At 43.6% G+C, this 12,734-nt stretch carries 11 protein-coding genes; 10 read left to right on the top strand and 1 reads right to left on the bottom strand.

Annotation, left to right across the window (positions count from 1 at the left end):
- Positions 1-4: 4 nt before the first annotated feature.
- The 3 genes from speE to argS are packed head-to-tail and all read left to right on the top strand — an operon-like array spanning position 5 to position 2,994.
- Positions 5-832: a polyamine aminopropyltransferase gene (gene speE / locus KS242_RS14475; protein ID WP_217321976.1), complete on the top strand. Its 828-nt coding sequence runs from the start codon at positions 5-7 to the stop codon at positions 830-832.
- A 54-nt stretch (positions 833-886) separates the two neighbouring features.
- Entirely contained in the window at positions 887-1,327 is a 441-nt protein-coding gene (locus KS242_RS14470) for a YwiB family protein (protein WP_217321975.1), read from the top strand.
- Positions 1,324-2,994: an arginine--tRNA ligase gene (gene argS, locus KS242_RS14465; RefSeq protein ID WP_217321974.1), complete on the top strand. Its 1,671-nt coding sequence runs from the start codon at positions 1,324-1,326 to the stop codon at positions 2,992-2,994. Before KS242_RS14470 ends, argS begins: the two co-directional genes overlap by 4 nt.
- A gap of 210 nt (positions 2,995-3,204) precedes the next feature.
- Here the strand turns inward: argS and KS242_RS14460 are convergent, their stop codons facing one another.
- Positions 3,205-4,392, bottom strand: a complete 1,188-nt coding sequence (locus KS242_RS14460) for a phospholipase D-like domain-containing protein (protein WP_217321973.1) — start codon at positions 4,390-4,392, stop codon at positions 3,205-3,207.
- Between the two features lie 281 nt (positions 4,393-4,673).
- Here KS242_RS14460 and rsgA point away from each other — a divergent pair, with 281 nt between their 5' ends.
- From rsgA to KS242_RS14425, 7 genes are all read left to right on the top strand, one after another.
- The gene (gene rsgA / locus KS242_RS14455; protein WP_217321972.1) at positions 4,674-5,732 is read left to right on the top strand and encodes a ribosome small subunit-dependent GTPase A; all 1,059 of its coding nucleotides are present in this window, start codon (positions 4,674-4,676) and stop codon (positions 5,730-5,732) included.
- Positions 5,733-5,841: 109 nt separating this feature from the next.
- Positions 5,842-6,387: a DNA-directed RNA polymerase subunit delta gene (rpoE, locus tag KS242_RS14450; protein WP_217321971.1), complete on the top strand. Its 546-nt coding sequence runs from the start codon at positions 5,842-5,844 to the stop codon at positions 6,385-6,387.
- A 176-nt stretch (positions 6,388-6,563) separates the two neighbouring features.
- The gene (locus tag KS242_RS14445; protein ID WP_217321970.1) at positions 6,564-8,174 is read left to right on the top strand and encodes a CTP synthase; all 1,611 of its coding nucleotides are present in this window, start codon (positions 6,564-6,566) and stop codon (positions 8,172-8,174) included.
- 136 nt (positions 8,175-8,310) lie between these two features.
- The gene (locus tag KS242_RS14440) at positions 8,311-8,688 is read left to right on the top strand and encodes a response regulator (RefSeq protein WP_217321969.1); all 378 of its coding nucleotides are present in this window, start codon (positions 8,311-8,313) and stop codon (positions 8,686-8,688) included.
- Between the two features lie 119 nt (positions 8,689-8,807).
- Positions 8,808-9,671: a class II fructose-bisphosphate aldolase gene (locus tag KS242_RS14435; protein WP_077307082.1), complete on the top strand. Its 864-nt coding sequence runs from the start codon at positions 8,808-8,810 to the stop codon at positions 9,669-9,671.
- A gap of 310 nt (positions 9,672-9,981) precedes the next feature.
- On the top strand, positions 9,982-10,623 hold the full coding sequence (gene fsa, locus KS242_RS14430; protein WP_217321968.1) for a fructose-6-phosphate aldolase: 642 nt from the start codon (positions 9,982-9,984) through the stop codon (positions 10,621-10,623).
- A 62-nt stretch (positions 10,624-10,685) separates the two neighbouring features.
- Positions 10,686-11,975, top strand: a complete 1,290-nt coding sequence (locus KS242_RS14425; protein WP_217321967.1) for a UDP-N-acetylglucosamine 1-carboxyvinyltransferase — start codon at positions 10,686-10,688, stop codon at positions 11,973-11,975.
- The last annotated feature ends 759 nt before the right edge of the window (positions 11,976-12,734 follow it).

Below are 12,734 nucleotides of genomic sequence, written 5' to 3'. Positions count from 1 at the left end.
GCTAATGGAACTTTGGTATACAGAAAAACAGACAGAGAGCTTTGGTATTACAGCTAAAGTGAAGCGCTCTTTGCATAGCGAACAGACTGAATTTCAAAAGCTGGACATGCTGGAGACAGAAGAATGGGGCAATATGCTGACATTGGATGGCATGGTTATGACAACAGAACGTGATGAGTTTGTTTACCACGAGATGCTAGCCCATGTACCTTTGTTCACACATCCGAACCCGGAAAACGTACTTATCGTAGGCGGTGGCGATGGCGGTGTTATTCGTGAAGTACTAAAGCATGACAAAGTAAAGAAAGTCATACTTGTAGATATCGACGGCAAGGTAATCGAATACTCGAAGAAATTCTTACCGACCATTGCTGGCATGATAGATGATCCGCGAGCGGATGTGCGTGTGGGAGACGGTTTTATGCACATTGCAGAAAGTGAAAATGTCTATGACGTAATTATGGTGGACTCCACCGAACCGGTAGGACCAGCAGTTAACCTTTTCAGCAAAGGATTTTATGCTGGTATTGCAAAAGCGCTCAAGGAAGATGGCTTGTTTGTAGCGCAGACGGATAATCCGTGGTTCAAGGCGGATTTGATTACGCAAGTCAACAAAGATGTCAAAGAAATTTTCCCTGTAACAGCACTTTATACGGCGAATATCCCAACATATCCAAGCGGTTTATGGACATTTACGATGGGAAGTAAGGTACATCATCCGAAAGAAGTGGATGCATCGGGTCTTCCGCACATAGAGACGAAGTATTACACGCCAGAACTGCACCACGCTGCTTTCGTACTGCCGAAGTTTGTACAGGATTTATTAAAATAAAAAAGAGAGGCGCTTCCTAAGGGAGCGTTTTTCTTGCTGCAAGGGGGAAGCTGCTTGAGTAAGACGAAAATTCCAGTATGGATTGAAATGGATACGGCAATAACAGATGAAGAAGATACAGAGCACACAACATTACAAACAGCTGGCACGTATTCCGCAAATGGCGGGTTGACAGTTGTACGTTTTACAGAGAAATCAGAAGAAGTTGAAGATACGAATACGATGATAACCATCACGGCAGATAAGGTGAGTATCAAACGTACAGGCGGCTTTGAAATGAAGCAAGTTTTTGTAAGAAATCTGCCGACAGAGAACGTATACCGGCATCCTTATGGTACAATGCATATGGAAACAAGCACACACGCGATGCAGTTCTCGCCGCTCGCTGCTGACAGCCCGGCAGAGCTTACAATAAGCTATACGGTAACACTCAATCAAGTGCAGACACGAAAGCATGCATTGACGTTGCGTGTGCAAAAGGAGAGTAACGGATGAACATCGTACAACAAACGGAACAAAAATTAAAAGCGGCAATTCAAGACGCCGTTTATACAGCAGGTCTGGCTGATGAACAGTCTATTCCAGCAATCATTTTGGAGCAGCCGAAAGATAAAGCACATGGCGACTATGCGACAAATATTGCAATGCAGCTTGCACGCGTTGCCAAAAAAGCACCGCGCGCCATTGCAGAAGATCTGCAAAAGCATTTTAATTATGAAAATGCTCCAGTTGAGAAAATTGAAATCGCTGGTCCAGGATTTATCAACTTCTTTATGAGAAACGATTATCTTGGGGAACTTGTATCAACAATCTTAAATGCCGGCGACGATTTTGGCCGCACGAATACAGGGCAAGGCGAAAAAGTACAAGTTGAGTTTGTTTCTGCAAACCCGACAGGTGATTTACACCTTGGACATGCCCGCGGGGCGGCTGTAGGAGATGCGCTTAGTAATATTCTTGATGCAGCTGGATATGACGTTGGCCGCGAATATTATATTAACGATGCAGGGAATCAAATCGACAATCTTGCACGCAGTGTGCAGGCGCGTTACTTGCAAGCATTAGGACAAGACGCTGAAATGCCGGAAGATGGCTACCACGGTAAAGACATCATCGGCATTGGACAAGAGCTTGCCAAAGAACATGGAGACAGCTTAACTGAAAAAACAGAAGAAGAGCGTCTTGCCTTCTTCCGTCAATATGGTCTGACATATGAATTGAAAAAGCTTGAAAAAGATCTTGCTGATTTCCGCGTTCCATTTGATGTATGGTATTCAGAGACTTCTTTATACCAAGATGGAAAAATTGATACAGCATTAGCAACACTTCGCGAAAATGGCTATGTCTTTGAAAAAGACGGAGCTGTTTGGTTCCGCTCAACTGATTTTGGTGACGATAAAGATCGTGTACTGATTAAACAAGACGGCAGTTACACCTACTTAACGCCAGATATTGCGTACCATAAATCAAAACTTGATCGCGGATTCTCCAAGCTGATTAACGTGTGGGGTGCCGATCACCACGGTTATATCCCGCGTATGCGTGCAGCAATTCAAGCGCTAGGTAACAATGCTGATACGCTGGAAGTAACAATTATCCAAATGGTTAACTTGTTCGAGAACGGCGAGAAAGTGAAGATGAGTAAGCGTACTGGTAAAGCTGTAACACTGCGTGAATTGATGGATGAGGTAGGCATTGACGCCATGCGTTACTTCTTCGTTATGCGTTCTAGTGATACGCACTTGGATTTCGATATGGATTTGGCTAAATCACAATCCAACGAGAACCCAGTATTTTATGTTCAATATGCTTATGCGCGAATTAGCACGATGCTGGCGCAGGCTGCGGAGAAAGGCTTCCAAACAGATGATGCCTTTGATGCTAGTCTTCTGACTGCAGAAAAAGAACTGGATCTCTTGAAACGTCTTGGTGAATTCCCGCAAGTTGTCGCAGATGCAGCGGAAAAACGCATGCCGCATCGCATGACACAGTATGCATTTGACCTTGCCAGCGCACTTCACAGCTTCTACAACGCCGAGAAAGTATTAAACCCGGAAAATGAAGCTTTAACAAAAGCGCGTATCGCATTAATGAAAGCAGTGCGAATTACTATTAAAAATACATTGAAACTTATCAGTGTAGAAGCACCGGAGAAAATGTAAGACGAAAACGTGGCTTGGACTAGAGCTAAATTAAAAATCCAAACGAGGCTGCTAATTAAAAGCCAATTCGTTTGGATTTTTTTGTGCACTAAAAACTGGAGAGAGCTTAGGAAATACATGTCGTTGTTTAGGAAACCTACATTAGCGGGGGACATCGTATTGCCTAACATTATTGCTCATATTTACAATTGATTATCTATGCTTTGTTCTTTACAGATAATGACGCAGCGGCCGGAAAAGGATGCCGGTTAGCTTGGCTAGTAATCGGCGTTCTTGCATGACAGCGAGTGATGCCGAGACACTGGCTTTCTCATCTTTTTTCCAAAGTTCCAGCAACTGGGCATAAAAGAGGTCATTTTCACGGATTGTGAGTGTGAGTTCCTTATTAATTAATAAACTCCGGCCATCAAGATTAGCAGAACCTACCGCACATCTTTCCCCGTCACTCAGCAAAATTTTAGCGTGATAAAAGCCATTGTGATATAAGTTTACACGTATCCCATAACGCAGCAGCCGCCGTGCAAAATGAAAGGATACTTGGTTAACGATATAATGGTCAACTTTGTAAGGTAAAAGCAGCCGAACGTCCACACCGCGATCAGACGCCCGCTTGAGCGCTGCTTCTATGCGCTTTGTCGGAACGCAGTAAGGTGTCCCGATATAAAGATACCTCTTCGCTTGGTGAATTTGATGCAGCAGCCAATCTTCATAACCATCTGATTCCGTTATGACAATTTCCACTTGCGCGCCATCAAGCGCTGGAGCTTCTTTCGGAAACGTAGGGAAATGGTGTCCCCAATCTGAGGCGAATACTTGGACGAAGGTGTAAACAGCTTCTCCTTCCAGTTTGACGACAGCATCCCGCCAAAAACCAAAGCGCGGCTCCTTGCTCAAATACTCTTTCCCGATATTGAATCCTCCGACATAAACGGTCCGTTGGTCGATAATGGTCACTTTTCGGTGATTACGAAAGTTAAGATTATACAACAGGTAAGGAAAGCGTGGTATATTGGCAAACCGAAGCATAACACCGGCTTGACGCAATAATCTGCGCTCCTTGCGCGGCAGTCGATAACCGCCGATTCTGTCCAGTAAGAAACGAATCTCAATGCCTTCCTGTGCCCGCTGCTTTAAAAGTTCTGTCAGCTGTTGTGTTGGTTCATCCCATTTTACAAGAAAGAATTGAATGTCTACCGAATGCTTGGCAGCTTTTATATCGCGAATGAGTGCATTATAAAAGCTGATACCATCACCAAATAAGGAAACAAAGGCTTGTTTATGGCCGATCAGCCGATTGACAGCCATTCTTTTGCTCTGCTTTTTGCCAAGTAACAAATCTATTAATACCAGTCCGGCAAAAAGAAGGAATAGTGCCAGCACAAGAAAGAAAATCGACATATACCGCACTCCTTTCTTTATGTAATTATAGGCTTTACAAATATAGCCAATCTCATGTATGATAAGAACAAATCAACGCGATTCGGCAAATAGCCGAGTGCAGAAAGGGATGATGTTTATGTTGACACCTATGATCGAATTAAAGCTGTCCGTCGCAATGCACATCCCTTCTGCCTGGCTGAATTAACAGGATATCCCTGTGATTTTCTAGCTTCTAGTGGAAGGGCTGTGCAAACAGTCCTTTTTATTATGGCCAAAAAAGCTATCACTAGGAGGAAAACATGAACAAAGCATGGAATCTATTAGGATGGAATGATCAATTAGAAGCAGCACGGCAGGAATATACGAAAGACTGGACCCCTGCGCGTATTGTATTAGAGCATAAGCACACGTACAGAGTATTAGATGATCACGGTGAACTGCTGGCAACACCGTCAGGAAAGTTTCGGCAGAGTGGAGATTATCCAGCGGTCGGTGATTGGGTATTAATTGACGCTCGGCATGAGGAAGGCAAGGCGACGATTCACCGCTTACTGCCGCGGAAGAGCAAGTTCTCCAGGAAGGAAGCAGGCAGTGTGACGAAGGAGCAGATTGTAGCTGCAAATGTGGATTATGTGTTTCTCGTCATGGCGCTGAATCAAGATTATAATGTCCGCCGGCTGGAGCGCTATTTACTGGCTGCTTATGATAGCGGAGCTCTGCCTGCTATTGTATTGAGCAAGGGAGACTTATGCGAAGACATCTCAGAGAAAGTGCCGGAAGTAGAAGCAATTGCTCCAGGTGTGGCAGTTCATATTACAAGCGCTGTCGATAGGCAAGGTGTGGATGCTATCTTGGAACAGCTTCAGCCAGGTGTAACAGCTGCTTTTCTTGGCTCTTCAGGTGCAGGGAAATCAACGCTCGTTAATATGCTGTACGGAAAAGAGGTACAGCTGGCGGGTGACATTCGGGAAGCTGACGGCAAAGGCAAGCACACGACCACACACCGAGAGCTTGTACAGCTTCCGGGCGGCGGAATGATTATTGATACTCCTGGCATGCGCGAGCTGCAGTTGTGGGATCAGCAGCAGGATGGTGTGTCGGCTGCATTTGCAGATATCGAACAGCTCGGAGAACATTGCCGTTTTCGAGATTGTACGCACAAAAATGAGCCAGGCTGCCAAGTACAACATGCCATACAAGTTGGGGAGTTAGATGCAGAACGTCTGCGCAGCTATGTTAAACTGCAGCGTGAACTGAAATATCTGGATGGAAAGACGTCTGTTAAAGCACAGCTTGAGCAGCGTAAACAATTTAAACAGCTGTCTAAACATGTCAAACAGAGCAAAAAAAACCGCTGAATTTAAGAAATATTGCATTTTGACAGGCCTGGCAATATAATGTAAGGTATGGTTCAAAAACGGAAGACGTGAACATAACCAACTTATTGACAAAGGGAGTGCTGTGACAGTGGGTTTGAAAGAATACAGCCAAGAAGAGCTTGCTGACTTTTCCCTCGTGGAATTGACGAACTTAATTCTTGAGGATGAAAACAAAGCAACCGATTATAGAGATATATTCAACAAGATTGTCGAAATCAAGCAATTCAGTGCAGATCAACGTGATGACGAATTGCTGCGGTTTTATACAGATCTAAACGTAGATGGACGCTTTATGACTGGAGGATCCAATCTTTGGGGACTGAAGAGCTGGTATTCAGTAGATCAGTTTGATGAGGATGTTACAGTCGAACCAACGAAGAAAAGAAAGAAACGTGCAGCAGACGAAGATGAAGATCTTGATGATCTGGAAGAAGACTTTACATTGGATGAAGAAGGCTTCGATGAAGATTTCGGTGACGAAGAAGATGATATTGACGGCGATGAAGTTGCAGAGGACGATTACGAAGGCGATTACCAAAGCGGGGATACCGACGAAGGAACTCGCGAAGTTGTCGACGAAGATATGCAGCTGACTGGTGACGAAGACGAAGACAATGACGAGGAAGACCGCTAAGCTAATAATCGCTGAATGTTATTGACTTTGACACAAAGAAGCAGTAATATTTTATGTGGGCTCTTTAATTGTCCAAAGCGCGTTCCCTTACAAAAGGGAGCGCTTTTTATTTTTTATATAACTTTTTTTACGGACATGGGTATTCTATAAATAAATGCTAGAAATGAGGGATTACGTTGACAAAGTACATCTTTGTTACAGGAGGAGTTGTATCTTCTCTAGGGAAAGGTATCACAGCGGCTTCTCTGGGCCGTTTGCTTAAAAATAGAGGGTTTCAAGTGACAATCCAGAAATTTGATCCATACATTAATGTTGATCCAGGGACAATGAGCCCTTATCAGCATGGTGAAGTTTTCGTTACAGAAGACGGCGCTGAGACTGACTTAGACCTTGGTCATTATGAACGTTTCATCGATATCGATTTAAATAAATACAGCAACGTAACAACAGGGAAAATTTATTCTACTGTGCTGAAAAAGGAACGTCGCGGCGATTATTTGGGTGGAACAGTGCAGGTTATTCCGCATATTACGAATGAAATTAAAGATAAAGTATTCCGTGCTGGTAAACAGACAAACGCAGATATCGTTATTACAGAAATCGGCGGAACGGTTGGAGACATCGAGTCTTTGCCATTCTTAGAGGCAATTCGCCAAATTAAATCCGATATCGGCCGTGAAAACGTGATGTATTTACATTGTACACTCGTTCCGTTTATCAAAGCGGCAGGTGAACTGAAAACAAAACCAACACAGCATAGCGTAAAAGAGCTGCGTTCGCTTGGTATCCAGCCAGATGTTATCGTTCTTCGTGCAGAAATGCCAATCGGCCAGGACATGAAAGAAAAGATCGCAGCTTCTTGTGATTTAGACATTAATGCAGTTGTTGAAGCAAAAGACGAAGAAACACTTTACGACGTACCGCTTGCATTGCAGCGTCAAAACCTTGATCAATACGTATGCGATCACTTCCAGCTGGAAAGTTCTGCTGCTGATATGACAGAATGGTCTGCTATGGCTGCGAAAGTTACCAATTTGCAGAAGACAGTTCGCATTGCGCTAGTTGGTAAATATGTGGAGCTGCAGGATGCTTATATTTCTGTAGTGGAATCGCTCAAGCATGCAGGTTACCCATATGATACGGATATCGAAGTGAAATGGATTAATTCCGAAGAAGTGACGGCTGACAATGTAGAAGAAATGCTTGGTAATGCAGATGGTATTCTTGTACCAGGAGGCTTCGGTGACCGCGGTATTCACGGAAAACTGGAAGCAATTCATTATGCACGAACAAGAAAAATTCCATTCCTTGGTATCTGCCTTGGTATGCAGCTGGCAACGATTGAATTTGCTCGTAATGTTTTGCAGCTTGAAGGCGCTCATTCCAGCGAGATTGATCCGCTAACGCCGCACCCAGTTATCGACTTGCTGCCAGAACAGAAGGATATATCTGATCTTGGAGGCACATTGCGTCTAGGCGTTTATCCTTGCCGTTTGCAGGATGGAACGAAGACAAAAGAAGCTTACGGAAACGAAGACGTGATTTACGAGCGTCACCGCCATCGCTTCGAATTTAACAATCAATATCGTGCACAAATGGAGGAAAAAGGTTTTGTGTTCTCTGGTACAAGCCCAGATGGCCGCTTGATCGAAACGATTGAATTAGCAGACCATCCTTGGTTTATCGCTTCTCAGTACCACCCAGAGTTCAAGAGCCGTCCAAACCGCCCGCACGCTCTGTTCCATGGCTTTGTAGGTGCTTCTTTACAGAACAAAGAAGGCAAATGATAGAAGTCGATACAATATTTCATAAGAAAAGCAGGAATTCAGAGCTTTTTACTAGAAAAAAGTGTCATTGCGTCAAAGCAGTGAACATTATGTCGAAGCAAGCAGCTGCTTGCTTCGTTTTCTAGGGGGATTACTGATGGATAAACGCGTGCTGATAGTGGATGACCAGCCAGGCATACGAATTTTACTGGAGGAAGTCATTCGGGATGAGGGATATGAGGCCGTTTCTGTCTGTACAGGAGCAAAGGCGCTTGATCAGATTAAAAAACAGGTTCCAGATCTTTTGCTTATTGACTATAAGCTTCCTGTATTAGATGGACCAGCAGTATTAGATAGATTGCAGGAACAAGGTCTGGTGATTCCAACAATCATGATGAGCGGATTGGCAGAGGAGATAGAGGCATTTCGCCAAAGGTATGACTTCTTAATCGATGTGCTTCCCAAGCCTTTCGATATTCTAAAAGTGCGGAATATGGTTAATCAAGCAGTAAATCAAGGTACAAATCAGGTATAAACGTCGAGAAATGTTGCGCCATGACCGGTGACTTGGTATTCTAGTATGGAAGCGATTTAACACGACTAGAAATACATAGTAGCTGACCGTCGTGCAAACTTTGAAGGAGGAACTTTGTTATGCCTTTAGTCTCAATGAAAGAAATGCTAGAAGTAGCGAAAAAAGATAACTATGCGGTTGGACAATTCAACATCAACAACCTTGAGTTCACACAAGCAATTCTGCAAGCAGCGCAGGAAGAAAACTCTCCTGTCATCCTTGGTGTATCCGAGGGTGCAGCTAAATATATTGGCGGCTTCAAAACAGTTGTCTTGATGGTAGAAGGTTTGTTAGAGGATTACAGCATTACTGTACCTGTTGCGATTCACCTTGATCACGGTTCAAGCTTTGATACTTGTGCGAAAGCAATTCATGCTGGCTTCACATCTGTAATGATTGATGGATCTCATCATCCATTGGAAGAAAACATCGCACTTACGAAAAAAGTTGTTGAGCTGGCTCACTTGCATGGTGTATCCGTTGAAGCTGAGCTTGGCCGTATCGGCGGACAGGAAGATGATCTTGTAGTAAGTGATGCAGAAGCTGCATATGCAATTCCTTCCGAATGTAAACAGCTTGTTGAAGAAACTGGCGTTGATTGCTTTGCACCAGCACTAGGTTCTGTTCACGGGCCGTATAAAGGTGAACCAAACCTTGGATTTGACCGCATGGAAGAAATCTTCAACACTACAGATCTTCCGTTAGTATTGCACGGCGGTACTGGAATCCCAACAAAGGATATCCAAAAAGCTATTACCCTTGGTACTTCTAAAATAAACGTAAACACAGAGAACCAAATTGCCTCTGCTGCACGCGTTCGCGAAGTACTAGCAGAAAAACCGAACGAATATGATCCGCGTAAATACCTAGGACCAGCTCGTGAAGCGATTAAAGAAACAGTAATCGGCAAAATGCGTGAATTCGGTTCTTCAGGTAAAGCGTAAGCAGATTTAACAAAGACATATATATCTTAGTCCAAAGAAAATCCGAACGATGATGAAAATTCTTCTTGCAGAATAACATCAGTTCGGATTTTTCTTTTTCATTTCAAAAGTAACTGTAAGATTGTTGAGTTCAATTAGTAAAAGAAGGAAAGTGGAGTGTATTATCGAAGCGGAGCTCTGCATCCGACCTTAGGCTTCAAATTTCTCTGTCTAAGCCCGAAATAATTGATATTACAGGAAAGTTGTGCAATCCTATGCCATATAAAGAAAAGCTGCATAAACTATATCGGAGCGCTTAAGGAGAGGGAAAATGAAATTCTTTTTGGATACTGCAAACTTGGAGGAAATTAAGCTTGCTAACGCGCTTGGTGTGTTGGAAGGAGTGACAACCAACCCCACGCTGGTGGCAAAAGAAGGTGCATCATTTCATGATAGGCTCCGCGAAATAACAGAAATAGATCCTGGCTCTGTCAGTGCAGAAGTTATTTCAGAGCAAGCCAATGGTATGGTAGAAGAAGGAAAAGATCTCGCTGAAATAGCGCCAAACATTACGGTGAAGATTCCGATGACACTCGAAGGACTTAAAGCAGTTAAGTCTCTTTCTGAGTTGAACATTAGAACAAATATGACATTGATATTTAATGCGAATCAAGCATTACTTGCGGCGCGTGCAGGTGCTACATATGTATCGCCATTTATTGGGCGGCTTGATGACATCGGTCATAGCGGGATGGAGCTGATTGGCACAATTGCAGCGATTTTTGATCAGCATGCAATTGAAACAGAAATCATTGCTGCTTCCATCCGCCATCCGATGCATATCACCGAAGCTGCACAACAAGGAGCACATATTGCCACAGTTTCTTTCGATATGCTAAAAAAATTAGCAGAGCATCCTCTGACTGATGCGGGAATCAAACGATTTCTTGCAGACTGGAACAGTCGTATATAGTATAATAATGGTAAAATAGCGAAAACTAACGTTGCTGTTATCCTAAATGTGAGGAGTTCCTTATGCAGAAAATATTAGTAGAGGGCGGAAACCTTTTAAAAGGACGAGTGAAAATCAGCGGAGCGAAGAACAGTGCAGTGGCACTCCTGCCAGCTGCAATTCTAGCTGAATCTCCTGTAACGATAGAAGGGCTGCCCGATATATCAGACGTTGAGACATTGAGTCATTTGCTTGAAGAGATTGGCGGTGTAGTAACGAAGGAAGAAGATCAAGGTCTAACAATTGATCCTGCCAATATGACATCCATGCCTCTGCCGAACGGAAAAGTGAAGAAACTCCGGGCATCTTATTATTTTATGGGTGCAATGCTCGGACGATTCAAACAGGCAGTTATCGGTTTGCCGGGCGGCTGCTATTTAGGCCCTCGACCTATTGACCAGCATATCAAGGGCTTTGAAGCGTTAGGAGCACAAGTGACGAATGAGCAAGGTGCGATTTACTTACGAGCTGATGAGCTGCGCGGGGCCCGAATTTATCTGGATGTTGTAAGTGTTGGTGCTACAATCAATATCATGCTTGCTGCAGTACGTGCTAAAGGCAAGACAGTAATCGAAAATGCAGCGAAAGAACCGGAAATTATTGATGTGGCTACACTGCTTACGAGCATGGGTGCGAAAATTAAAGGAGCAGGTACAGATGTCATTCGTATCGAAGGTGTTGATCAGCTGCACGGCTGTCAGCATACAATTATACCGGATCGAATTGAAGCTGGTACGTACACGATTTTAGCAGCTTCCCAAGGCGAAGAAGTAGTGATTGATAATGTCATTCCACAGCATTTGGAATCATTATTAGCCAAACTGCGTGAAATGGGCGTAGAAATCATTGAGGGAGAAGAGCAGCTCACGGTAAGAACACGGGAGAAACTAAAAAGTGTCGATGTAAAAACACTTGTCTATCCTGGATTTCCGACCGATCTGCAGCAGCCTTTCACAGCACTTTTGACGAAAGCCCAAGGTACTGGCGTTGTAACGGACACAATTTACCAGGCTCGTTTCAAGCATATTGACGAGCTTCGCCGCATGAACGCGCAGGTTAAGGTGGAAGGCGGTGCTTCCATTGTCACTGGCGCTGTCCAGCTGGAGGGAGCAAAAGTAAAAGCAAGTGATCTCCGAGCAGGCGCAGCATTGATTATCGCAGCATTGATGGCTGATGGTATCACAGAGATAACTGGCGTAGAACATATCGACAGAGGCTACGAACGTATTACCGAAAAACTGCTTGCAATTGGAGCCAACATCTGGCGAGAAGAAATGAGCGAACAAGAAGTCGAGCAATTCCAGAATTCTTGAATTTTAATGTCTGCTTTTGGGATGTCGAGTAAGCCAGAATAAAACCATATTCTCTAATACAAAACCCGAACTACGATGTAATTTCTCTACAAGATTTTACATCAGTTCGGTTTTTTAATTAAAACGTCAAGCATGAAGATTAGGTTGAACAACAAGGTATCGCTACTTTTATTTTAATGGAGTTGTTATGAAGTTTAACACTGCCACTAAGCTAGGAAGTCATACTTAGCGTAGGCAGAATACGTAGACTCCTCAAAAATAAAGAACGATTTTATTCGTGCGATGCTGCCGGAGCCTTTCTTGTCCAGCGGGAGCAGCGCGAGGAGGCTGAGGCCGTGCCCGCGGAAAGCGAAGTATTCTGTCGGAGCGGCAATTAAAGCAGTCCCACATTTGATAAGCCCTTTAATTAGAGCCATGTCCCAACCCATATGTCATAGAAAAAATCCACCATTCCGCTAAAAATACAGTTGAATATTACACACTGAAAATGTATGATTAGTTATGCTAAAAATACGCAGCAATGATAAAGTGGTTTAAAAAAGCTGTATTGTGGTAAAAAATGATAGTTATAATCTTCTATTCTAGTTATACACTACCATCCTTCCTTTTCTTCTAGAGATATGCATGGATGCCAGTAGCTTCTCTTGCACCTCTTCGGCCAAGACTGATGGCCAGCAGCTTAATTAGATTCCAACAGTTTAGAGTAAGAATGTTAGGATATTACATCCAACAGCCAAACAGATAAGGACAAGTCCTTAA

This window comes from Terribacillus sp. DMT04, from assembly GCF_019056395.1.
Lineage (GTDB): Bacteria > Bacillota > Bacilli > Bacillales > Amphibacillaceae > Terribacillus > Terribacillus aidingensis_A.
This window is presented reverse-complemented; position numbering and strand designations above follow the sequence as displayed.

Bases quoted from the DNA above. Each gene is read 5' to 3' on its own strand.
- speE (WP_217321976.1), top strand. From the start codon at position 5: ATGGAACTTTGGTATACAGAAAAACAGACAGAGAGCTTTGGTATTACA.
- argS (WP_217321974.1), top strand. From the start codon at position 1,324: ATGAACATCGTACAACAAACGGAACAAAAATTAAAAGCGGCAATTCAA.
- KS242_RS14460 (WP_217321973.1), bottom strand. From the start codon at position 4,392: ATGTCGATTTTCTTTCTTGTGCTGGCACTATTCCTTCTTTTTGCCGGA.
- rsgA (WP_217321972.1), top strand. From the start codon at position 4,674: ATGAACAAAGCATGGAATCTATTAGGATGGAATGATCAATTAGAAGCA.
- KS242_RS14440 (WP_217321969.1), top strand. From the start codon at position 8,311: ATGGATAAACGCGTGCTGATAGTGGATGACCAGCCAGGCATACGAATT.
- KS242_RS14435 (WP_077307082.1), top strand. From the start codon at position 8,808: ATGCCTTTAGTCTCAATGAAAGAAATGCTAGAAGTAGCGAAAAAAGAT.
- fsa (WP_217321968.1), top strand. From the start codon at position 9,982: ATGAAATTCTTTTTGGATACTGCAAACTTGGAGGAAATTAAGCTTGCT.
- KS242_RS14425 (WP_217321967.1), top strand. From the start codon at position 10,686: ATGCAGAAAATATTAGTAGAGGGCGGAAACCTTTTAAAAGGACGAGTG.